The sequence below is a fragment of the Alloyangia pacifica genome, from assembly GCF_020524285.1.
GTDB lineage: Bacteria > Pseudomonadota > Alphaproteobacteria > Rhodobacterales > Rhodobacteraceae > Salipiger > Salipiger pacificus_B.
The window spans coordinates 1-22057 of the sequence record NZ_JAIVKX010000023.1 but is presented as its reverse complement, the minus strand read 5'-3'; the positions used below and the strand labels follow the sequence as shown (position 1 = coordinate 22057).

The 22057-nt window shown below is 64.2% G+C and carries 19 protein-coding genes; 11 read left to right on the top strand and 8 right to left on the bottom strand.

Features of this window, described 5'->3' with window-relative positions; genetic code table 11:
* Positions 1-429: 429 nt before the first annotated feature.
* From LC039_RS24680 to LC039_RS24660, 5 genes are all read left to right on the top strand, one after another.
* A complete protein-coding gene (locus LC039_RS24680) occupies positions 430-1806 on the top strand; it encodes an ABC transporter substrate-binding protein (RefSeq protein ID WP_226629168.1) in 1377 nt (458 codons plus the stop codon).
* Positions 1807-1821: 15 nt separating this feature from the next.
* Positions 1822-2772, top strand: a complete 951-nt coding sequence (locus LC039_RS24675) for an ABC transporter permease (protein ID WP_066109038.1) — start codon at positions 1822-1824, stop codon at positions 2770-2772.
* The gene (locus LC039_RS24670) at positions 2762-3604 is read left to right on the top strand and encodes an ABC transporter permease (RefSeq protein WP_083191341.1); all 843 of its coding nucleotides are present in this window, start codon (positions 2762-2764) and stop codon (positions 3602-3604) included. Before LC039_RS24675 ends, LC039_RS24670 begins: the two co-directional genes overlap by 11 nt.
* Positions 3601-5199 carry an ATP-binding cassette domain-containing protein gene (locus LC039_RS24665; protein ID WP_226629166.1) on the top strand — a complete coding sequence of 533 codons (1599 nt, stop codon included), beginning with the start codon at positions 3601-3603 and terminating at the stop codon, positions 5197-5199. The genes LC039_RS24670 and LC039_RS24665 overlap by 4 nt, the downstream gene beginning before the upstream one ends.
* A gap of 74 nt (positions 5200-5273) precedes the next feature.
* Positions 5274-6548 carry a M20 family metallopeptidase gene (locus tag LC039_RS24660; RefSeq protein WP_226629165.1) on the top strand — a complete coding sequence of 425 codons (1275 nt, stop codon included), beginning with the start codon at positions 5274-5276 and terminating at the stop codon, positions 6546-6548.
* 91 nt (positions 6549-6639) lie between these two features.
* Here LC039_RS24660 and LC039_RS24655 read toward each other — a convergent pair whose 3' ends face one another.
* Entirely contained in the window at positions 6640-7527 is an 888-nt protein-coding gene (locus LC039_RS24655) for a LysR family transcriptional regulator (RefSeq protein ID WP_226629164.1), read from the bottom strand.
* Positions 7528-7659: 132 nt separating this feature from the next.
* Between LC039_RS24655 and LC039_RS24650 the strand changes: the two genes are divergently transcribed.
* Positions 7660-8949 carry an MFS transporter gene (locus LC039_RS24650; protein WP_226629163.1) on the top strand — a complete coding sequence of 430 codons (1290 nt, stop codon included), beginning with the start codon at positions 7660-7662 and terminating at the stop codon, positions 8947-8949.
* 91 nt (positions 8950-9040) lie between these two features.
* Here LC039_RS24650 and LC039_RS24645 read toward each other — a convergent pair whose 3' ends face one another.
* On the bottom strand, positions 9041-10201 hold the full coding sequence (locus tag LC039_RS24645) for an MFS transporter (RefSeq protein ID WP_226629162.1): 1161 nt from the start codon (positions 10199-10201) through the stop codon (positions 9041-9043).
* Between the two features lie 93 nt (positions 10202-10294).
* On the opposite strand from LC039_RS24645, the gene LC039_RS24640 reads away from it, so the two are divergent.
* The gene (locus LC039_RS24640; RefSeq protein ID WP_226629161.1) at positions 10295-11266 is read left to right on the top strand and encodes a LysR family transcriptional regulator; all 972 of its coding nucleotides are present in this window, start codon (positions 10295-10297) and stop codon (positions 11264-11266) included.
* Positions 11267-11399: 133 nt separating this feature from the next.
* On the opposite strand, the gene LC039_RS24635 is transcribed toward LC039_RS24640, so the two are convergent.
* From LC039_RS24635 to LC039_RS24615, 5 genes are read right to left on the bottom strand one after another with little or no spacing between them, the layout of a single operon-like run.
* Positions 11400-12377: a sugar ABC transporter substrate-binding protein gene (locus LC039_RS24635; RefSeq protein ID WP_083191340.1), complete on the bottom strand. Its 978-nt coding sequence runs from the start codon at positions 12375-12377 to the stop codon at positions 11400-11402.
* 37 nt (positions 12378-12414) lie between these two features.
* Positions 12415-13362 (bottom strand): ABC transporter permease, encoded by a 948-nt coding sequence (locus LC039_RS24630; protein ID WP_226629160.1) that lies wholly within the window; start codon positions 13360-13362, stop codon positions 12415-12417.
* Between the two features lie 14 nt (positions 13363-13376).
* Positions 13377-14351: an ABC transporter permease gene (locus LC039_RS24625; protein WP_226629158.1), complete on the bottom strand. Its 975-nt coding sequence runs from the start codon at positions 14349-14351 to the stop codon at positions 13377-13379.
* On the bottom strand, positions 14348-15865 hold the full coding sequence (locus LC039_RS24620; protein WP_226629156.1) for a sugar ABC transporter ATP-binding protein: 1518 nt from the start codon (positions 15863-15865) through the stop codon (positions 14348-14350). Before LC039_RS24620 ends, LC039_RS24625 begins: the two co-directional genes overlap by 4 nt.
* Entirely contained in the window at positions 15862-16746 is an 885-nt protein-coding gene (locus LC039_RS24615) for an arginase family protein (RefSeq protein ID WP_226629153.1), read from the bottom strand. The genes LC039_RS24620 and LC039_RS24615 overlap by 4 nt, the downstream gene beginning before the upstream one ends.
* A 298-nt stretch (positions 16747-17044) precedes the next feature.
* Between LC039_RS24615 and LC039_RS24610 the strand changes: the two genes are divergently transcribed.
* From LC039_RS24610 to LC039_RS24600, 3 genes are all read left to right on the top strand, one after another.
* Positions 17045-17971, top strand: coding sequence for a helix-turn-helix domain-containing protein (locus LC039_RS24610; protein WP_226629152.1), 927 nt, complete (start codon positions 17045-17047; stop codon positions 17969-17971).
* 100 nt (positions 17972-18071) lie between these two features.
* Positions 18072-18416: an EthD domain-containing protein gene (locus tag LC039_RS24605; protein WP_066109004.1), complete on the top strand. Its 345-nt coding sequence runs from the start codon at positions 18072-18074 to the stop codon at positions 18414-18416.
* Between the two features lie 209 nt (positions 18417-18625).
* Positions 18626-20038, top strand: a complete 1413-nt coding sequence (locus LC039_RS24600; RefSeq protein ID WP_226629150.1) for a purine-cytosine permease family protein — start codon at positions 18626-18628, stop codon at positions 20036-20038.
* Positions 20039-20200: 162 nt separating this feature from the next.
* On the opposite strand, the gene LC039_RS24595 is transcribed toward LC039_RS24600, so the two are convergent.
* On the bottom strand, positions 20201-20902 hold the full coding sequence (locus LC039_RS24595) for a FadR/GntR family transcriptional regulator (protein WP_066108998.1): 702 nt from the start codon (positions 20900-20902) through the stop codon (positions 20201-20203).
* 177 nt (positions 20903-21079) lie between these two features.
* Here LC039_RS24595 and LC039_RS24590 point away from each other — a divergent pair.
* The coding region (locus LC039_RS24590) for a mandelate racemase/muconate lactonizing enzyme family protein (protein ID WP_226629148.1) at positions 21080-22057 on the top strand (978 nt) is incomplete at its 3' end.

The window sequence follows — 22057 nt, the reverse complement described above, 5'->3', positions numbered from 1 at the left end:
CATCGGCACGCACGCAATGCCCACTGAATCGGCCATATGACAAAAAAATAATCAAACACGAAACCAGACAAGCCGCTCCAACCGCCCCGTCAACGCCATTTCAGCGCCGGAACAGTCACGAACGGCACCTCCGAACAGGCTGGCACTCTGAGGCAAAAGAAGTGGCACGGGGGACAATTCCGAAAATCGCGGCGCTGGGGAACTCTCGGGGGACAAGAACAACGCCACGTATTCCAACAGCAATCCGCAAAGGGAGTTCCCCAGATGAAGGGTCTTTTCCGCCGTGATTTCTTGCGCCTTGCAGGCGCCACCTCCACCGTCACAGTACTTGGGCTCGCCTCCGGTCCGGCCATCGCCGGGCCCGGAGAGAAGACACTCCGTATGGCCTGGACTGGGGCCTCCCAAATCCTCGACCCCGCAGCCCAAAACTTGCTCGATGAATTCCAGTTCACCCGTCTCGTCTACGAGACACTGACAGAATTCGACGAAAACCTCGTGCCAAAGCCGCTTCTGGCGCGTAGCTGGTCGACCTCGGAGGACGGTTTGGTCTGGACCTTCGACCTCGTGGAGGGCGCGACCTTTCACTCTGGAAAACCCTTCGGCGCGAGCGACGTGGTCTACACCTTCGAGCGGTTGACCAACCCAGAAGAGGCGCTCAACGGCACCAGCTTCTTCGATGCGGTGGCAGGCGTGAAGGCGCTCGACGCGCATCAGGTCGAATTCACACTCAAATACCCCTACGCCGACTTCCTGACTGCGCTGGCCATCAACTACGGCTCGATCGTGCCGGAAGGGGCAACAGCCGAGAGCCTCGCCTCTGCCCCCGACGGGACCGGCCCATTCCTCCTTGAGCAAATGATCCCGGGCAGTGTCATCGTCTATCGCGCGAACAAAAGCTACCGGAATCCCGAGGCTGTCGGTCTCGACGTGATCCGCCAGGAGACGGTCGCGCAGGGCAATTCGCAGGTGTCGCTGCTGCGCGGCGGCCAGGTCGACATGATCCCCTCGGTCGCGCCCCAATTCGTTCCCGTGCTGGAAAACTCTCCCGGTGTCGATGTCGTCCGCTCCAACGGTGCCGGTTTTCACAGCATCTACATCAACACCTCGGACGCGCGCTTCTCCGACGCCCGGGTGCGCGATGCGATGCGGCTGGTGATGGACCGCGAGGCCTTGGCGCAAATCGCCTACTCGGGCCTCGCCATGGCCAAGCCCGACAACGTGATCCTCTCATCAAACCCCTACTATGACGCCGATCTCCCAATTCCTGCGATCGACGTCGACAAGGCGAAGGCGCTGATGGCCGAGGCCGGCTACCCCGACGGTTTCGAGGCCAACATCTACACCACCAATGACCGACACGGCTTGCAGCCGATGACCGTGGCCTACGCCGCCATGCTCGAGCAGATCGGCATCCGGCTGAGCATCGTGACCTGGTCCAATGGCGATCTGGGCACGCAGGGATACCGCAAAAAGGAGCTCGTGACCTTCTTCTGGGGACTGCAGCTGGGAGCCGACGCCTCGATCGCCCCCTTCTACGAGTCGAACGGCTCGTTCAATGGCGGCGCCAGCGAACCGCCCTATTTCTCGGACCCGGAGATCGACGCGCTTATCCTTGCAGGCAAAACCGAACTCGATCCCGAGAAGCGCGCGGAAATCTATACCAAGTTGCAAGAACTCACCGCGCGGCGCGGCTACATCCTGGTGCCCTATGAGACGCCGCTCGTCGTGGCTCTGTCGGACAAGGTGCGGGGCTTCCATCCCTTCCCCCGCGGCTTCCATGACTTCAAATACGTCACCCTGGTTTGAACCGGAGGCGTTCTTATGTCGCGGTTCCTCCTGTCACGGTTGGCCTTTCTTTTCGGCACACTCCTGGCAATCTCGCTCCTCATCTTCGTGATGGGATCGTTCCTGCCAAATGACGCCGCGCAGATGCGGTTAAACCTCTACGCCAACGACGAGAACCTGGCTGCGCTGCGCGCGCAGCTGGGCCTCGATCAGCCGCTCGCCCTGCGCTATCTGCGCTGGCTCGTCGGAGCCGTGCAGGGGGATTTCGGCGTCTCGACGAGCTTTAACGGCCCGATCGGTCCGATCGTGCTCCAGCGGCTGCAACAGAGCGCGATCCTGACCATTGCCGCGATGCTGCTGAGCGTACCTTGCGCGCTGCTGATGGGCACATTGTCGGGGCTGTTCCGCAACCGTTTGCCTGATCACCTTATGACCGTCGTCGGGTTGCTTGGCATCTCGGTTCCCGAGTTCGTGGTGGGCGTGCTGCTGATCACGGTTCTGGCCGACATTCTACACCTCGTGCCCGCCGCCAGCATAACCGACGCCTCCCCCTTGGCAGAGCCGGTGGTTCTAGTGCTGCCAGTGCTCACCCTGACCTTGCTCATGCTGGCGCAGGTTGGAAGGCTCATGCGGTCGGGCACGGTGACGACGCTGCGCCGCGACTTCGTGCGCACCGCCCGGCTCAAGGGTATTGCCGAGCGACGCGTCGTGCTGCGTCATGTCTTTCCCAACGCTGTGCCGCCGGCGATCAGCGCCGTCGGGCTCAACTTCGGCTGGATGTTCGGCAGCCTCGCTGTGGTCGAGACGCTGTTTTCCTTCCAGGGCTTGGGCAGCCTGATCGTCTTCGCCGTGCAGAACCGCGACATCGCATTGCTGCAAGCGGCGGTGCTTGCGGTGGCCGTGGTCGTCTGCCTCGGCAACCTCGTCGCCGATCTCGTCATCATCAGCCTCGACCCCCGACTGAGGAGTGTACCGCATGGTCGCTGAGACCCTTCGAAAGCCACGGCTCCCGCTCCCGGTCTTCCCGGCCTTCCGGCGCCTAAGCCCCGCCGCCCAGATCGCCCTCGGCCTGCTGCTGGTCCTCGTCGCAATGATTGCGATCGGGCCTTCGGTTTCCCCCTACGATGCCTTCAACATCGCTCCTGCCGAAGCCCTGAAGGGCCCGTCTGTCGCGCATTGGCTGGGCACCGATCTCTTTGGACGGGATATCCTGACCCGCGTGTTGACCGGTGGCCGCACGACACTGACGCTGACCGCGATCTGTACGCTCAGCGCAATGACCCTCGGAACGCTGATCGGACTGGTCTGCGGTTATTGCGGCGGAACGGTCGACCTCGTCCTGATGCGCGTCATGGACGTTCTGCTGGCACTGCCCTCGTTGTTAATCGCACTTCTCGTTCTTGCGGTTTTCGGCAGCGGCCTCGACGTTCTGGTCCTGGCGATCACGGTGATGTTCGTCCCGCCAGTGTCGCGCGTTGCCCGCACCGCCGCCATGCAGGTCGCCCATCTGCCCTTCGTCGACGCTGCCCGTCTTCGCAACGAGCGCGCCTTGGGCATCATGTTCTACGAGATGCTGCCGAACATGATGCCGGTGCTCGGCGTCGAGGCTGGAATCCGGGTCAGTTACACACTGCTCAACCTCGCGGCTCTCGGCTTTCTCGGGCTTGGAGTGCAGCCGCCGACCCCGGATTGGGGCCTGATGATAAGCGAGGCCAATGGCTTTCTCACCACTGCGCCTTGGCTAGCGATCGGCCCGACCGCTGCGATCGTCCTCCTCGTACTTTGCGTCAACATCCTGATCGACGAGCTCACCACATGAACGTGTTGTCCCAAACCCTCGACGCGACCCGAGTGGTCCAAGTGAACGACTTGACGGTTCGCTACGGCACCTCCGGGCCGATGGCCGTCAAGAACGTGTCCCTGCGGCTGGCCAGGGGCGAATGCCTTGCCATTGTCGGTGAATCCGGTTCGGGCAAGTCAACACTGGGCCTTGCGCTCATCGGCTACCTGCCCGCCACGGCCCGCCTGACCTACGAGCGCCTGTCGATCGCCGGTCGTGAGACCAGCCAGGCCAGTGCGACTGAGCGACGGAAATGGTGGGGCCGGCGGATCTCGATGGTTTATCAGAGCCCGATGACTGCGCTGAACCCTCTGATGACCGTCGGCGCACAGCTACGCGAGGCAATTCGCGGCAGTTCGAGAGATCCGGACGCGGCCGCCAAGCGCGCCATCGCAATCTTCCGCCAAGTCCGCCTGCCGGAACCCGAGCGCATTGGCACGCGATACCCGCACCAGCTGTCGGGCGGACAACTGCAGCGGGTGGTAATCGCCATGGCTTTGGCCAACGAGCCCGACGTGATCATCATGGACGAGCCGACCACCGGTCTCGACGTGCGCACTGAGCGCGCAATCCTCGAACTGATAGATCGGCTGCGCGCCGAAACCGGCACAGCGATCATTCTGATCAGCCACAACCTCGGGCTGGTCTCGCGCCACGCCGACCGAGTGATGGTGATGCTCAGGGGTGAGTTGGTGGAGGAAGGCCCGAGCCGCGCAGTCTTCGGAGCGCCACGCCACGCCTATACCCGGAAGCTGATTGACGCGATCCCCAAGGGAGACCTAGCACACGGGGGACGCACTCGCGCGCCTGTCGGAGAGGCGCCCACGCCTCGGCAAGTTCTGCAGGTCAGTGACCTAGACGTCACCTTCCGTGGCTCCCGCGGGCGGCAGGTGAAAGGGCTCGATAAGGTGTCTTTCGAGCTGCGCGAGGGAGAAATCCTCGCCCTTGTCGGGGAAAGCGGCTCGGGCAAGACCACACTCAGCCGGGTGCTCACCGGATTGCACGCGCCAGACCGGCCCGATTCCATCGATATCCGCCCTGCCCGCCCGCGCAGCGCAAGCATTGCAATGGTCTTCCAGGATCCGACCAGCACCCTCAATCCGGCGCGCAGCATCGGCTGGATGCTGAAGCGCACGCTGAAGCTCCGTGGGGTTCCACGTACCGAGCGCGATGGCCGGGCCCGCGCCCTCCTGCGCGACGTGCAGCTGCCAGAAACCTACCTCTCCCGTCGCCCTGGCCAACTTTCGGGTGGCGAGCGCCAGCGCGTCAGCATCGCCCGCGCGCTGGCACAGGATCCGTCGATCATGATCCTCGACGAGCCGACCTCTGCTCTCGACGTCTCGGTGCAGAAGGCGATCCTCGAACTCATGCTCGATTTGCGCGAGCGGCACCGGATGACGATCCTCTTCGTCACCCATGACCTTGGTGTCGTTCGATACATCGCCGACCGCGTGGCGGTGATGCTGCAAGGTCGGATCGTCGAAACAGGCCCGACGGAGGAAATCTTCCTGCGTCCTGCCCACGGCTACGTGCGCGACCTGATTTCGGCGTCGAGCACCCTAAGGGTGCAGTAAGTGCCGCTGCCGGGCCGTGTTCCCTGTTTGCGGCACGGCGGCGGCATGACTTTCAACCAGATGAGGAAACGAAGATGAACTCCCCCATCACCAAGACTTTCGATGCGGATACGACCAAAGCGCTCGAGCATGTCGACCGTGCAGAGATGGTCGATATCGCCTGCGACATGGTGCGCAGCAACAGCGTGAAGGGCGCCGAGGCGGCGCTCGCATACAAAATGGCCGAATGGTTCCGCGCACGCGGATACGAGGTTTGGTTGCACGAGCTGGATCATGGCCTTGCGCAGGTTGTCGCCACGCTCAAGGGCACCGGCGGCGGGCGCAGTCTGATGCTCAACGGCCACCTCGACACCGACCCTGTCACCACATTCGGCTGGAGCCGGGATCCCTTCGAACCGCATATAGACGGAGATAAGCTCTACGGTGCGGGTATCATCAACATGAAGGGCCCCGATGCGGCTCTGATCGAAGCGGCGGAGGCAATCCGCAAGTCTGGCGTCAAGCTCAAGGGTGATCTCGTAGTGGCGCTGGTCTGCGGCGAGCTTCAGGGCGGATACGGCATGGAAGAGCTGCTGAAAACCGGCTACCGCACCGATGCCGCGATCTGCTGCGAACCCTTCGGAACATGGAATGTGCTGACCATGAACGTCGGCACCGCGATCTTCGGCGTGTCGATCACAGGCAAGACCGAGCACATCATGTACAAGCACAACGCAGTGGACGCGATCCAGAAGATGCTCAAGGTGATCCCGGCGATCGACGCCATCGAGTTCACCTATGAGCCGCGCGCGGACCTGCCCGATATCCCCTGCATCCACGTTGGCGCGGTGATTGCCGGGCGCGGCACGGACTACAATCTCAAGGGGCCGAACTACGTTTCGGACTATGCCACCATCCTGTGCGACGTGCGCTTCCTGCCGGGCCAGACAATCGAGTCCGTCACCGCAGATCTCAAGCGTGCCATCGACAAGGTCGCGTCGGACGACCCCGAACTTGAATACAAGATCGACATCCCAGCGCCCGCCTTTTTCGGGACCGGCCTGACCAAAGGCCACGAGCCCTACGAGATCGATGCCGAGGAGGAGATCGTCCAGCTAGTAGTCGAAAACCGCACACAGATCATGGGCGAGCCCCCCGAACTGGTGGGCGTGCATAACCCGGGCTCCTACTCGGGCGACGACACATCGCACCTGTGGAAGTTCGGTATCCCCTGCGTTCTCTTCGGACCGGGCCATCCGAACGGCATCCGCAGCGCCTTTGCCGACGAGTTCATGAGCATTGACGATATGGAAGCGCACAGCCGTATTCTGGTGAAGACGGCGATCGACTACTGCAACCGGGACACCTGAAACGAAATCGGAGCGGCCGAGAGGCCGCTCCTCCCAATCCGCGCGCGGTCCGCTCCGTCAGATAAACACGGGGGCTCGTCAAGCGGCCTCCTCACCTGCTGGGAAGCGTCTTGCGCAGCCAGTCAACGAACAACCGGACATTGCTCCGGAGCGGTCCCGACGGGATCGCGAGATAATAGCGAGTGCCCCATCCCTCCAGACCCTGGGGCCGCGGAAGCACTCTAAGGCGCCCCTCCGCAAGCTCGCTGCCGATGATGATTTCCGGCACGAAAGCCGCACCCAGCCCCTGTTGCACCGCAGAAAGCTGAAGGAAGGGTGACCCCAAATCGACGTTTCGCAGCGCGGCCGGGTCGAGCCCCATCTCCCGAAGCAGCGTCTCCTCGCCCGCGTCACCCGCCGTCCAGACCCAAGGCAGATCGCCCGGCGCGCGACGATCTTGCAGAAGCCGCGGCGCGGCGACCGGCAGCAGAGAGCATTCCAGCAGGAGCTCCATGTCATACCCCGGCCAGTCAGGCTTCGTGCGGCCCGCGCAGATCGCAAGGTCGAGCTGCTCGCTCTGCAGCGCCGCCACGTCCGGCGAAGGCTGCACCGAGACACTTACGCCGGGATGCTGGTGCCAGAACTCATGCAACCGCGGGAGGATGACGGTTTGCGACAGATAGATTGTCGTTCCCAGACGGACCGGCAGCGCCGCCTGTTCCGCGCGCATATCCGCAACAGCCCACCTGATCGCGTCGAATCCCTCGGCCAGGGCAGTCGCGAAACGGCGGCCAGTCTCGGTCAACTCGACCCGGCGGCCCGCTCGCCGGGCAAGGGGCACGCCAAGATCGGCCTCGAGCGCGCGGACCTGCTGCGCCACCGCCGCCTGCGTGACATTCAGCGCCCGCGCCGCTTCGGCAAAGCTGCCATGGCGCGCGGTCTGATCGAAAGCGCGCAGCGCGGTGAGCGAGGGCTGCGCTACTCGGCCAGGGGATTGCATGATAGTTCACCTATCGTCCGATTATTATTCCCGAGTAGCGCATCCTCGGGCCACTGGATAGAGAAACCGCATACAACTCATTGCGTAGCTTCCCAGATGACGCGCGCCTGCTCCTTGTTGGGACAAAAGATCATGACCAGCGCTGCGAACCGATCCACCCTGAACCGTTTCATCGCCGCAAGCGGCCTCAGCAACCTTGGGGATGGGGTAGCGGTGGTGGTCTGGGCCTGGATTGGCACACTGCTGACCCGTGACCCATTGCTTGTCGCAATGATCCCCGTGGCGCTGCGCTTGCCCTGGGCGATCTTCGCCATTCCCGCCGGGATTATCACCGACAGGGTCAGCCGCAGATCGCTGATCCTCGGGGCCGACGTGCTGCGCGCCGCAGCGTTCGCGGTCGCGGCCCTGGCGATCTCCCGCGCCGCGCCGCTGGCCCCGCCGCCGGAGACAGGCGTCGCCGATGCGCTGCTCTTTGCCATCCTCGCCGGCTGCGCCCTGATGATCGGCGCGGCAGAGGTCTTTCGCGACAATGCTGCCCAGACTGTCCTGCCATCCATCGTGCCCGCCGCAGATCTCGAGATGGCCAATGGCAGGCTGTGGAGCGCGGAGCTTACCGCAAATTCTCTGGCCGGACCCGCGCTTGGCGCCTTCCTGATCGCAGAGGCCTTGGCAGTGCCCTTCGTCTTCAACATGCTGGCCTACGCCTGTGCCGTCATGCTCGTGTCGCGCATCCCGCTCGCTTCGCGTGGAGCGCAATACGCCAACCGGAACTGGAAGCGCGAGTTCCGTGAGGGCCTTGGCTTCCTCCTGCGGGCCCCGATGCTGCGCATGTTGGCGTTGCTTACCGGCCTTTGGAACATGTGCCACCAGATGATGATGATCGCGCTGGTGCTGCACATGCAGGAAAATCTGGGCACCGGCGCGCGCGCCTATGGGGCCGTGCTTGCCGCCGCCGCGGTCGGCGGGATCGCGGGGGGCCTGGCGGGTGGACGGCTCGCAATGCGTTTCGGTCGGGGACGCACCGCCCAATGGGCGCTCCTGCTAGGCTCGGCCAGCTTCCTGTTCGTCCCTCTGATGCCGGGGCCTGTGTCGCTCGCACTTCTGCTCGCGGGCTTCGGCCTTTTCGGCGTGACCTGGGATTCCGTTTCGGCCGCGTTCCGGCAGCGGATGGTGCCCGACGAAATTCTTGGACGGGTGACATCGCTCTACCGGCTGACGTCTTGGGGCATGATGCCGGTAGGGCTGGCGCTTTCCGGATGGATTGTCAAACTCGCGGAGCCATCGTTGGCACGTCCGCTTGCCCTCCAACTGCCTTTCGTGATCGCGGGCATCATAGCGGTCGCGCTTTCGGGCCTCGCCTGGCGCGCTGTCGGACGTGGCTTCACTGAACAACAGGCCGCCGCCACACCGGCGGAGGCCTGATTTCCAGTCTTTAGCCGCGCTCTTGATTGGGAGGTCGACACCCTCCTCTCCACAGCGGAGCCTCGACCGTCTCATCTCGCGGACACCCTGGTCAGGCGCCTACGGCCTCCATCCCGCGGCGCCCCTGAAGGAGCACGAGGACGAGGGGAATGGCGAAAACGACCGCGCTGGCCAGCGGCACCGCGGCGTAGTCATACCCCGCCCGGATCACCGCACCGCCGACCACGGCACCAAGACCATTGCCTAGGTTGAAAGCACCGATGTTGACCGAAGAGGCGAGGCTCGGGGCGTCTTGCGCCGCGCCCATCACCCGCATCTGCATCGTCGGCACCAAGGCAAAGCAAAGCCCGCCCCAGATAAACAGCAACACCAGCATGGCGATCAGGTTGGTGTGAAGCACTGACATGGCGCCAAGAAGCACGATTAGGGCCACAAGCGTGCCGATCAAGGTGCCGCGCAGTGACTTGTCCGCAGCGATCCCGCCGAAATGATTGCCCACCGTCATGCCCAGGCCAACGACGATCAGCGCAATCGTCACCAGGGCGGCAGAGGCGCCGACCCCGTCTTGCAACATCGGAGCGATATAGGTGAAGACGGTGAACTGACCGGTCGAGGTCAGCACCGTCATGCCCAGGGCAGCGAGCACGGGCCGGCGCAACATGACCCGGATCTCGGCCTTGGCGTTGGTGTCGCCAGAGGACCGAAGATGCGGCAGCGCTTTCATCAAGGCGAAGGCCGTGGCGAGCCCCAGGGCGGCGATGAACATGAAGGGCACGCGCCAGCCGGCCAGATCGCCGAGGTAGGTCAGCGCGGGAACCCCGGCGACGTTCGCCACGGTAAGGCCCATGAAGACCGCCGCCACGGCGCCCGCCTGGCGGCCCGGCGCGACGAGGCCAGCGGCCACGATGGAGCCGACACCGAAGAACGTGCCCTGGCAGAGAGCCGTCATGACCCGCGCTGCGAGCAGGACCTCATAGCTCGGCGCAACCGCGGCCATAACGTTGCCCGCGGCAAGGATAACGGCCAGCAGGATCAGCAATCGGTTGCGCGCCATACGGCCCGCCGCGAGCGTGACAATCGGCGCAAAGACCATCACGCCGAAGGCATAGGCCGTCACGATCAGACCCGCGGTGGGGATGGAAATTTCAAGGTCGTTCGCGATCACGGGCAGAAGGCCCATGGGAGAGAATTCCGTCAATCCGATCGCGAATGAGCCGAGAGAGAGTGCCGCAAGGGCAGGATTTATCTTCATTCTGTCGTCTTTCGTATGTCTCTGGGTGTCGGCCTGACACCCGATGTCTGCGTTCACGGCAAACTGGACGAACTCGGGCCCCGGGATTAGAGCTTGTCGCAGCACTTCATTTTTGAGGCATGGGCAAAGATGACCTCGCAATCTGACCGCTTCGGGGAAATGGAAGCCTTTCTCGCAAGCCTCGAGGAAGGCAGCTTTTCCGGCGCCGCGCGGCGCCTCGGCATGACCCCTTCAGGCATAAGCCGCACGCTAGACAGGTGTGAGGCCAGGCTGGGGGTGCGCCTACTCACCCGCTCCACGCGATCTCTCAAGCTCACACAGGAGGGGCAGCGCTACGCCGTCCTCGCGCGCAAGATCCTCGCCGAGCTTGACCGGGCGGAGGATGAGATCACCGCGGGACTGGCGCCCTCTGGCCTGCTTAGGGTGTCGGCGGCCGTCTCGCATGGCCGGCTGCGGATCGTGCCTCAACTGGAGGAATTTGCCCGGCTCTACCCGGCGGTCGACATCGACCTGACGCTGACCGACCTGACGGAAGACCCCGCTCGGGGCGCCACGGATGTCGCAATCCGGTTCGGACGCCTTCCGGACAGCGGGCTGATCGCCCGCAAATTGGGAGAAGAGCCGATGGTCGTGGTCGCCGCCCCCTCTTATCTGGACGCAAGGGGGACGCCGGCAAAGCCCGAGGACCTGCGGAGCCACGACTGCCTGCTGTTCAACTTCGATCCAACCCGAGCCCGTTGGCCCTTTCGCAGCCAAGGCAGGCGAACCGAGGTGCACGTCAGCGGCAGGTTCACCGCAAATAGCGGCGAAGCGCTCGGAATGCTGGCGGTTTCCGGCCTCGGAATTGCGCGCGTGGCACGCTTCGCCGTGGAAGACGACCTGGCAGCTGGCCGCCTGCGTGAAGTGCTCCCGGGCGACACCATCGACGAAGGCCATGAAGTTCACGCCTTATTCGTCGGCGGGGACCCGATCCCCGCCCGGGTGCGGGCCTTGGTTGATTTCCTGGCCGACAGGATGGGGACGCGGTCAGGCCAATGGCGGCTTCCGGATCAGGCCCCTAGATAGGTCTTGTTTGCGAGTTTGATCAAGGTTTGCCTGCTCCGTAGCCGAGGATCGAATTGCCCCCTGCCGCCGCGAGAAAAGCAAAAGGGCAGCACACAAGGTGCTGCCCTCCGGCCGGCATGAGGGAGCAGCCGCCTTAGTTGGTCGGCCAGGGCTGGCAGACCTCGTCAACGTTTTCGGCCGTGACCATCGGGTGCGGCACGTAGACGGATTTGGACATCTCGGCACCGTTGAAAAGATCGACGATGCTCTGCACCGCATAGGTCGCCTCGTCGACCGGCGATTGCAGGACGGTGCCGTACTGAAGGCCCGCTTTGATGTTCTTGATGCCGACCGGCTCGCAGCCGCCGCCGACCATCGCCATCTCGGTGGGGTCGAGCCCGGCACGCTCCGCGGCGATCAGAACACCCTGCATCATGATGTCTTCTGCGGCATAGACGCCGACGATCTCATCACCGTACTTGGTAAAGAGGCCAGCCGCGGCCTGTGTCGAAGTTCCAGTGTCCCAATTTCCCGGCTGCGCACCGAGGATCTCGAGATTGGGCGCCAGATCTGCCAGCGTTTCGGTGAAGCCTTTGGTCATCGAAATGGTCTGCGCCTGACCCACGATGCCGGTGATCATGATCACGCCACCTTCCAGCGGTTTGCCCTTCGCCTCCAGCGCGTTGATCAGAAGCTGTGCCGACTTCGAGCCTTGTTCCTCGTAGTTGCCCCCGGTGTATTGCACCCAGAGGTCCTCGCGCGCCTTGTCGGGCTGCACGTCGGTCAGCAGCAGCGGGATGTCGGCGCGCTGAACCTTGCGCATCGCCGGGAAGAGCGCGGTGCCGTCGATGGTCCACAGCAGGATGGCATCGGGGCGCTTGGCGATCGCCTGATCGACCTGCGTCGCCTGTTGTGCCGGGTCGAACTTGTTGGTCACGACTTCAAGGTCGATGCCCTTCTCGGCGGCCAGCTTGCGGATCTGGTCGTTGTAGACGGCGCAATACTCGCAGATATCGTCTGCGCCGAGGAAGATGACCTTCTTGCCAGCCTGCGCGCCCTCTGCGGCGACACTTGCGGAGGCGAGGAGCGAGCCGGCGAGCAGTGCGCCGAAAGTCGATCGGATGATGTTCATTGGGTAGTCCTTCCTGTTGGTTATTCTGTTGGAAATTTCAGGCCAGTCTGGCCCGGAGCCAGGTGGCGGGTGCGCCCCCGGCAAGGACCGCGATCAGCAGCACGCCACCATTCAGCAGCAGGATCGCGGGGGAGCTGGCACCAATCAGCCCCAACCCGTTGTTCAGAACGGCCAGCACCAGCACCCCGATGGCGACGCCGAAGGGGCGCCCGACACCCCCGGAGAGCGCCACGCCTCCGAGGATCGCCGCCGAAGCACCCTGCAGCAGCAGGTTCGCGCCAAAGGTCGACGAGGCGCGGCCCAGCGTGATCGCCAGCAGAGCGCCCGCCAGTGCGGCGAAGAGCCCGCTCAGCACGAAGGTCGTGACCACCGCGCCGCGCACGTCCGCCCCGGCCATGCCCGCGGCCTTGCGGTGGCTGCCGGCGGCAATGATGTCCCGCCCCATTCGCGTGAAGGCCAACATCAGCCCCGTGACCACGAAGAGCACGATGGTGATGACCGAGCGTGGTGAGAGGACGCCGAACCAGTCCATGTTGAAGGCGTCGGTGAGGTCGTAGTTCTCGAAGTTGATGGCCTGACCGCCCTCAAGCCAGACGGCGAAGCCCGAGAGCAGGATCATCACGCCCAGCGTGGTGACCAGCGACGAAACACCAAGCTTCAGCGTCACGATGCCATTGAAGAGCCCGACCAACCCGCCGAAAGCGAGCGCGGCAAGCAGCCCCAGAACGGCATTGTCGGCTCCGCATTTCAGCATGATGAGGCCCGAGACCGCGACCATCGCGCCGCCCGAGAGGTCGAACTCCCCCGCCAGTATCGTCAGGGCCAGCCCGAGCGCGACAAGACCCAGCAGCGCGAAACTCTCGCCGAGAGCAAAGATATTGCCCGCCGCGGGGAAGTAGCTGTTGGCGGCGGTGAAGATCACTGCCATGCCAAGCAGTAGCAGCCAGCGCAGGGCGAGAAGCGGGTTTTCGGCAAGCGTTTTCATGAAGCTCTCCCTTCTCAACGTTTCTTGCGGGCCAGCAGGGCGCCGGCTGTGACCGCCACCAGAACGGCGAGCCCTTTGACCATGAGCTGCACCTCGTAGGCGAAATTGTTGACGAGCAGGATGTTGGTGAGCACGGCAAGGAACAGCGTGCCCGAGGCCACGTCGATGATCCGACCGCGACCGCCGCCGATGGCGACACCGCCGACCAGCATTGCCGCGATGGCGCTGAAGTCGAGGTCCGCGCCGACCCGCAAGTTGCCCGTCCCGGACTGCGCCGCGATCAGCGCTCCGGCAATGGCCGCGCCGGCACCGGCCAGAACGTAAGACAGCACGACCATGCGGGTGACCCGCAGACCGGCCAGTTCCGCGGCGTCGGGGTTGGTGCCACGCAGACGCAGCTCCCATCCGGCGCGGGTGCGCTGCATCAGCACCTCGCCCACGATCACGATGAGCAGAAAAAGCACCGCCTGCCACGGCACGCCCGGAATGAGGGTGCCGCTGCCCAGCCAGCTTGGCCCACCCTCCGCCAGCACGGTGCGCCCGTCGGAGACCCAGGTCGCCAGACCCGCGATCAGCGAGCCTGCGGCGATTGTCGAGATGATCGCGTTGCAGCGCAGCCAGCCCACGACAAGGCCCTGCAGCAGCCCGAAGACCAGACCCAGCGCAACGCTCGCCGCCAGCGCGGGCAGCACGCCCCAGCCGGAGGCCGCAATGTAAACGATCGATGCGAAGGCCGCCGTGCTGCCGAGCGACAACGCAAAGAGGTTGCCGCTGATCGTGACGCTGGCCAGTCCGACCGCCGCAATCCCCACGGTCGAGGCCGCGTAGAGGATCGAAGAGATGTTCGAGGCGCTGGCGAAGTTCTCGATGAAGGCACAAGCCGCCAGAAACATCACCACCGTGGCGATCTGGATCACTGTGGCCTGCACACGCGCGGGGGCGAAAAGGCCTCCAAAGCCAGAGGTCCGGGAAAGGGTTGCTGCGCTCATGCCGCTGCCTCCGTATTTGGGGTGTCGGGACCATGCAGGATGTCGTGCAGGATCGCGTCGGCATCCATCTGTGGGCGCAGCGCGTCCCGAACCATGGCACCGCGATAGAAGGTCACAATTCGGTCCGAGGCATCGAGCACCTCCTCGAGATCAGTGGAGTAGAAGAGGATGGTGAGCCCGTCGGCCTCGGCCAGCCGCCGCAGCTGCGCGTAGATCTCGGCACGCGCACCGATGTCGACGCCGCGGGTCGGCTCGTTCAGCAGCAGAAGCCGTGGACCGAGCGCCGCGGCTTTGCCCAGCGAGACCTTCTGCTGGTTCCCGCCCGACAAGGTGGAGACGTCATGCGGCAGGCGCGCCGGGTCGATGGCAAAGTTCTGCGCCAGCTGCGTCGCGCGCTCGCGGACATCAGAGCTCACCATCCAACCATTGCGCGACACCCGGTCGAGGATCTGGCTCACGAGGTTGGTCCCGATGGCCGCCTCGAGGAAGACCCCGCGCTTGGCGCGATCCTCGGAAACATAGGCGATCCCTGCGGCATAGGCCTCGGCGATCCCGCGCGGCGTCGCGGCTTTGCCGTCGAGCGACAGCGCGCCCCGCGCCGGATGCAGTCCGGCAAGGCTTTCGAGCAGCGTGTCCGCCCCCGAGCCGAGCTGGCCGACCAGCGAGACGATCTGCCCCGGCTGCACGTCGAGCTCGAGAGATGCGAAGCGTCCAGGAAGACTCCAGCCGGTGAGCGACAGGCGCGGCGCAACACCCTCGCGGGCTTGGCTCGGCGCGATCTCTCCGGTCTGCAGCTCGTGTCCGATCATCGCCTCAACGAGCCGGGCGTTGGTCAGCTCGGCAGTGTTCGCAGTCATCACGTGCTGGCCGGAACGCAGCACGGTGACACGGTCGGTCAGCGCGAAGATCTCGTTGAGACGGTGCGAGATGATGACAATAGTCGTGCCCTGCTCGGCCTTGAGCCGACGCATCACGGCAAAGACCTTCTCGATCTCGCCATCCGACAGCGTGGCGGTTGGCTCGTCGAGGAGAAGCACGCGGGCGCCACGGGCAATGCCTCGCGCGATCTCGATCAGCTGGCGCTCGGCCAGCGGCAGCGTCTCGGCCTGCACATCGAGCGAGACATGCTCCAGCCCGACCGAATCCAGCACCTGCCGGACATGGGCGCGGAACGGGCCGCGGCGGTAGATCCGGCCTACATCGCGAGCGCCCAGCATCACGTTGTCGAGCACCGACAGGTGGGGGATGATCGACAGTTCCTGATGAACGATGGACAGCAGCGCCGGATCGACCGGCGTGCCGAGTTCGACCTGCATCCCGCCGATGCCGAGCTCTCCCTCGTCGGGCTCGACCAGCCCGCCGAGGATCTTCACAAGAGTGCTCTTGCCTGCGCCATTCTCGCCGCAGAGACCGTGGATCTCGCCTTCGGCGAGGTCGATGTCCATGCCCCGCAGAGCACGCACACCGCCATAGCTTTTCTTCAGCCCGCGGGCACTCAGGATGGGTGCGCTCATGTCGCCTCCTTCCCGACCAGCGGCAGCTCGGCGAGCGCTTTGGACAGGTCGATCATGGCCCAGGGAAGGAACTCGGTAATGGCAAGGCCGACCATGTCGACCTGCGCCGCGACGCCGCGCAGCATGTCGACAATCTCGGGCAGTTCGAGCTTGCCCGTGGCGATGCCGTCGAATGCGCCAGCGGGCGCGTGCGGGTTGTTAAAAAGGAGGTAGTCGCGACCCGCAGGTGAGAGCACGTCGAGATCGAAGTGGACCGCCACCTTCGTCGCTCCGCTGGCCTTCAGCCATTCGAGCACGGCCTGCGGGTCGGCGCGGAATTCGCTCGGGTCGATGCTGCGCATACCGCGCTCGGCGAGATAGGCCTGCTCGCCTTCCATCACGTCGTTGACGCCGACATAGAGCACGCGGGCAGGATCGACCGGGCGTGTCACGCAGGCGGTGAAGTCCGCGTCGCCGTCACCGAGAAGCATGGCGAGAACGTGAGCGTGGGCGTGGCTGAACTGGCTTTTGTTCATCACGTCCGGATGCGCATCGACCCAGATCACCGCGAGATCATCGCCGTATTTCTCAGAAAGGTAGGCGATGGGCGCGAGGTCGACGAGGCAGTCGCCGCCCACCGTCAGTACCGCCTCCGGGGCGTGAGAGGCGATGGCCTCCACCGCGGCGTCGAGCTGCGCTTTCAGCGCTGCCCGGGACTTGATCCCGTCCACCGGAGCGCGGTCCGCGCCCTCGGCGGTCGGCACCTCGATAGTCTCGACCGGACCGGTCGCATCCGGGAGCAGCGCCCCGAGAACCTTGGCGCCAACGCGGTAGGCCGGTTCGTCACCACCCTGCCATTGCGGCATTACGAGGCGCAGGGTGTTTGCGGGAGTGCGGGTCATGGGACCTCCGTCGTCTGGATGTGTCGTTGGCGACAACCCTGCCGATTTCGATGCCCCGCGGCTCGGCGCGCACGGTCAGATTCTCGGACTCACCGGCCAATCCGGATTGGCGCTACGTTCCGAGTCTGCGCACCTGCAGCGCGCCACATGCTCATCCGCCGTGCAAAATGAACGCTGCATGACTAATTTTTGTGCGTCCTTGGTGCCGACTTCCGCCTCCCACCGCGTTCGCTCTCGTCAAACTCAGACGAGTGCGTCAGAACCCTCCGATCCTTCCGCCATCACCGGGGAGATCAGAATGCAGCGCCTCAGCACCGCCGAACACGCGCCCGGAATGCAGTACGACTTCTGGCACAATATCGTTGAATCCTCCTTTGCCCATTGCGACGGGATCGCGCCGAACCGCCGCAGCTTTCGCGCCGAGATCGAGATCGCGCGCTGCGGCAACAGCGAGCTGACATCCCTCACCTCGGACGCCGTGCGCTACCTGCGCAGCGAGCGTCACCTGCGCCGGAGCGACACGGATGCCTTCTTTGTCTCGGTAATGCTCGAAGGAGGCGGCTATTTCCGCCAGAACGACCGCGCCGTGCATCATGCCCCCGGGACCGTGCTGATCTACGATTCCGCGCGACCCTACGAATACGAATATCCCGGGGCCTATCGCACGGCCCTGCTGCGCGTGCCACGACAGATGATGGAAGCCCGGATGCTCGGCGTGCGCGACCTTGGCGGTACGCTGATGTCGGCGGGCCGTCCTCAGGCTGCATTGATCCAGAGCCTCATCGTCAACCTGCTCGACACCGCGCGCGACGGTGACCTGCCAGAGCAGTTCATCGCGCCGACGCTGGATCTCATTGCCGGAGCCTTCGGACAAGAGACCCCGCGCACCGAGATTGCGGGCCGTAACGATACCTTGAACCGGATCAAACGCTTCATGATCGAGAACATGGGGAACGAGGATCTCGGCGTCGCGGACATTGCGCAAGCGCAGCACATCTCCGCCCGCTCCCTGGGCCGTGCCTTCGCCGCCGAGGGCACCACGCCGATGAACTGGCTGCGCGATCGCCGCCTGACCGAGGCGCATGCGATGCTCTCCGAGGGGCGCGCGCGCTCGGTGACCGAGGCCGCCTATGACTGCGGGTTCCGCGACCTGTCGTACTTCGGCCGTGCATTCAAGAAGGCCTACGGGAAGACACCACGTCAGGTCTGCGTCGTCCGGCACTGACCGGCAGGCGTCCGTCTCGGTCAACTATCTGGCCGTCACAGACGAGCATGCTCTAACCTGACATGGCATCTTCGCGGGACCAACAGATACGGAGATCGCCATGTACACCGTCGCTTTCATCATGAAGCGCAAGCCCGGCATGTCGCTGGAAGACTTCCTTGCCTATTACCGCGACCGCCACGGCCCGCGCATGGTCGAGCTGATCAAGGACAAGGGGCTGCTGGCCTATGAACACTTCCCGGTCGCGGCCCAGAAAGAGGGACGCTATCTGGCCGAGGATGGACCCGCCTATGACGCCGTCTCTGTCTACAGCTTCGAGACCGAAGCCCAGGCTGAAGAGTGCTGGGAAATGCCGGAAGTGATCGAGGACAGTGCCGCCTTCATCGACTTCGACACGATGGTCGCGCTGCCGACCAATCGCCGCACAGTGTTCATGTTCGGCTGATCCCGCCAACCGCCCCAACCTTCGTGACGCGCCCGCCTTCCAAGGCCGGGCGCGTTTCGCATTCCCCTGCCCTTCCTTGGCCGACGTGAGCGACTCTCTGGCCGCGGAGTCCAAGTTTCCCTGCGGCTCTCCGAGCATTCTGGCGTCATCCGGGCCGCTGCGGCCCGACACCAAGAAGCGCGCCACAAGGCCTCGTCAGGGAGACAGGAATGTCCGAACCACTGCTTGAAACACGATCCTTCGACTATGTCCCGGAAGAGGAAAGGCACGGCAACGTCCGCTCTCAAGTACAACTCTGGTTCATGATCAACGCCCAGATCCTCACGATCTACACGGGCGCCGTCGGCGTCGCGACCGGTCTGTCGCTCGGCTGGGCGCTGGTCGCGATCCTCACCGGCTCTCTGGTGGGCACATTGTTCCAAGCCTTCCACGGCGCGCAGGGCCCGGTCATGGGCCTGCCCCAGATGATCCAGTCGCGCGTGCAATTCGGCTCCCGCGGGGTGCTGCTGCCGATCCTTGCCGCCACCCTCTCTCCCTTCGGCTTCGCGGTCTTCCTGATCCAGACCGCGTCCTACGCGGTGAGCGACGTGACCGGGATCGGCTCCTTCACGCTGCTCCAAGTCATCATCGCCGCAGTGGCGGGACTCATCGCAATTGTCGGGTTCCGGCTGGTGATGAAGGTCGAGAAATTCGCGTCCTGGCTCACCCTGCTCAACTTCGCGCTGCTGAGCATCGCCGTCGTCACCGTGCTGCCGATCGACACGCTGTTCCAGCAGGGCGGCTTCAGCACCCATGCGTTCTTTCTGCAGTTCGGCGTGTCCGCGATCTACCAGCTCGCCATCGCGCCGCTGGTGTCGGACTACACCCGCTACCTTCCGGCAAAGACCAGCGGCGCCAAGGTCTCGGCTTCGGTCTTCTTCGGCACCACGCTTTCGGCGGTCTGGTTGGAGGGCATCGGCGCCTTCGTAACTGCCGCTTTCCCGGACCTCGACACCATCGCCGCGGTGCGCCAGCTTGGGGATAGCTTCGGCTATGGGCTCGGGGCCTTCACCATGGTTGTCGCGGCATTGAGCTGCCTGATCACCATCTCGATCACCGCCTATAGCGGAACCCTTGCGCTGATCTCGGGCCTCGAGGCCTTCCGCCCGCTCCGCCCCACTCTCCGGCTGCGTACCGTGTCGATCTCCATCGGCATGATCCTCGCGCTCGCCTGCTCGCTAGCCATGTCGCAGGACACGCTGAACACCTTCGGTGCCTACCTCGCCATTCTCGGCTACGTCCTGATCCCGTGGACTGCGGTGAACCTGACCGACTATTACCTCGTGCGGCGCGGGCGCTACTCGATCACGGACATCATGCGCCCGGACGGCGGAATGTACGGCGCGTGGGGCGGCATCGGCATTGCGAGCTACGCCATCGGCTTCGTCGCAATGATCCCGTTCTTCAGCTCGGCCATCTACACCGGGCCGCTCGCGGCAAGCATGCACGGGGTCGATGTGTCGTTCATCGTCGGGCTGCTGGTCTCCTCGATTGTCTACGCCATCCTTGCCCGCAGGGTCGATCTTGCCACCGAGATGCAAAAGGTCCGTGAGGCTGCGCTCAACACCTTCGGCCACGCCTGAAGCGCTGACGCCCAATGAGAAAGGATGCCCGGACCGCAATCCGGGCATCACTCCGTTCCTAAGCCAGGAAAGCGAAAGCCCTGACGTCAGACAAGGGCGGTCGCCAAGAGTTGGCAGGCTCCTCGATACCGAGTGACCGGAAGACCGGGCTCACGTCGCGCTTCAGGTTACGCCTGCGCGTATCAGCACTGAAATCGCGGTCTCGAAGTGCTCGGTCATGGCAGCTTCGGCCTTGGTGCTGTCCTGCATCATGATCGCGGTGGCGATGCGTTCGTGGCAGCGAATGTTCTCTTCGCGGTTGGCCTCGGTGGCGCGTGCATGCCATCCGATCGACCATGTCTGCCTCGTGATCACCCCGTAGCTGTCTACCAGAAGCTCGTAGAGCGCGTTGCCAGAAGCTCGGGCGATCAGCGTGTGAAACCGAATGTCGAGCTCCATGATCTGCGTCGGCTCCGTCCGCAGGGCGGTGAACATCCGGTCTACGATCTCGAGAAGCTCCTTGGCCTGTTCGTCCGTGCGGCGCAGCGCGGCGAGCCCGACCGTGCGAAGTTCGAGCGTGCGGCGCACGTCGAGCACCTGCTGGATGGAGAGCTGCCCGGTATAGACCGTGTGATCGAGGAGAATCGACATCGCGTCGGCATTCATCGCGGCGACGCGGGCGCGGCGCCCATTGCCGAGCTGCAGCACTCCAAGCGCCGCCAGTGCGCGCATCGCCTCGCGCGCCACCGTACGCGACACGCCTAGCTGCGTCGCCAGTGCCTGCTCGCTCGGCAGAGCATCTCCAACCTTCATGTTTTCCTTGCGAATATAGGCCCGAAGGTCTGCGACGACGCGATCTACGAGACCCTTCTCCTGTGCGCTCATTTCCCAACCTTTCATACAGGTTCACAATTTTGATAACACCGAAAACGGATTTTAACTTGATAATATCCTAACAGCCTGTCTACATCTTGTCCCGGGAAACCCGACGGAAGCATCACGCCGATGCGCTCTGCGCGGGACACGGAGAGACAGCTCGGCCCGCCGGGTCTGGAGGAAATCATGAAAATCACCGCGATCCGCACCTTCCGTGCGGAAGAATTTGCGAACGTGCTCTGGGTCCACATCGAGACCGACGCTGGCATCACCGGGCTTGGCGAGACCTTCTACGGAGCCGAGGCCTGCGAGGCCCATATACACAACACGCTTGCAGTGCGGCTGTTGGGTCAAGACCCGCTGAACATCGAACTGCTGCACAAGGAAATGGTCAGCCTGCCCAACGCGCAGGCTTCGACCGGCGTCGAATATCGCGCCGCTTCGGCCGTGGACATCGCGCTCTGGGACATCTTTGGCAAGGTCGCGGACCTTCCCGTCCACAAGGTCCTCGGCGGCCAGAGCTGGGAAAAGGTCCGGGTCTACAACACCTGCGCCGGCACTCGCTATGTGCGTACCAATAAGATCAAACCGGTCGACACTTGGAACCTCGACGCCGAGCCCTCGCCCTACGAGGATCTCGACGCCTTCATGAACCGCGCTGATGAACTCGCCGAGGATCTTCTGTCAAACGGCATCTCGGCGATGAAGATCTGGCCCTTCGATCCGGCCGGGATCGAGAACAAGGGCATGTACATCACAGCCGAGCAGATGAAGGCCGCGATCAAGCCCTTCGAACTGATCCGCAAGGCGGTCGGCGACAAGATGGAGATCATGCTCGAGATGCATTCGCTGTGGAACCTGCCCACGGCGAAAGAGATCGCGCGGGCGGTCGAGCCCTATGCGCCGCGCTGGTTTGAGGATCCGATCCGCATGAACAACGCGCAGGCGCTGGCCGAATTCGCCCGCTCGACGCCGGTCTGGACCTGCGCCTCGGAGACGCTGGGCTCCCGTTTTGCCTATAAGGAATACATGGACCGCGACGCCGCGCATGTGGTGATGGCAGACCTGTGCTGGACCGGCGGGCTGACCGAGGGCCGCAAGATCGCCGCCATGGCCGACACCTACCACCGGCCCTTCGCCCCGCATGACTGCATCGGGCCGGTG

What these genes read in the sequence shown, in the direction of transcription:
- LC039_RS24650 (WP_226629163.1), top strand. Translation starts at nt 7,660, where the DNA reads ATGACCAGCGCTGCGAACCGATCCACCCTGAACCGTTTCATCGCCGCA.
- LC039_RS24675 (WP_066109038.1), top strand. Translation starts at nt 1,822, where the DNA reads ATGTCGCGGTTCCTCCTGTCACGGTTGGCCTTTCTTTTCGGCACACTC.
- LC039_RS24635 (WP_083191340.1), bottom strand. Translation starts at nt 12,377, where the DNA reads ATGAACATCATCCGATCGACTTTCGGCGCACTGCTCGCCGGCTCGCTC.
- LC039_RS24595 (WP_066108998.1), bottom strand. Translation starts at nt 20,902, where the DNA reads ATGAGCGCACAGGAGAAGGGTCTCGTAGATCGCGTCGTCGCAGACCTT.
- LC039_RS24665 (WP_226629166.1), top strand. Translation starts at nt 3,601, where the DNA reads ATGAACGTGTTGTCCCAAACCCTCGACGCGACCCGAGTGGTCCAAGTG.
- LC039_RS24655 (WP_226629164.1), bottom strand. Translation starts at nt 7,527, where the DNA reads ATGCAATCCCCTGGCCGAGTAGCGCAGCCCTCGCTCACCGCGCTGCGC.
- LC039_RS24615 (WP_226629153.1), bottom strand. Translation starts at nt 16,746, where the DNA reads ATGACCCGCACTCCCGCAAACACCCTGCGCCTCGTAATGCCGCAATGG.
- LC039_RS24645 (WP_226629162.1), bottom strand. Translation starts at nt 10,201, where the DNA reads ATGAAGATAAATCCTGCCCTTGCGGCACTCTCTCTCGGCTCATTCGCG.
- LC039_RS24630 (WP_226629160.1), bottom strand. Translation starts at nt 13,362, where the DNA reads ATGAAAACGCTTGCCGAAAACCCGCTTCTCGCCCTGCGCTGGCTGCTA.
- LC039_RS24670 (WP_083191341.1), top strand. Translation starts at nt 2,762, where the DNA reads ATGGTCGCTGAGACCCTTCGAAAGCCACGGCTCCCGCTCCCGGTCTTC.
- LC039_RS24620 (WP_226629156.1), bottom strand. Translation starts at nt 15,865, where the DNA reads ATGAGCGCACCCATCCTGAGTGCCCGCGGGCTGAAGAAAAGCTATGGC.
- LC039_RS24610 (WP_226629152.1), top strand. Translation starts at nt 17,045, where the DNA reads ATGCAGCGCCTCAGCACCGCCGAACACGCGCCCGGAATGCAGTACGAC.
- LC039_RS24660 (WP_226629165.1), top strand. Translation starts at nt 5,274, where the DNA reads ATGAACTCCCCCATCACCAAGACTTTCGATGCGGATACGACCAAAGCG.
- LC039_RS24600 (WP_226629150.1), top strand. Translation starts at nt 18,626, where the DNA reads ATGTCCGAACCACTGCTTGAAACACGATCCTTCGACTATGTCCCGGAA.
- LC039_RS24605 (WP_066109004.1), top strand. Translation starts at nt 18,072, where the DNA reads ATGTACACCGTCGCTTTCATCATGAAGCGCAAGCCCGGCATGTCGCTG.
- LC039_RS24625 (WP_226629158.1), bottom strand. Translation starts at nt 14,351, where the DNA reads ATGAGCGCAGCAACCCTTTCCCGGACCTCTGGCTTTGGAGGCCTTTTC.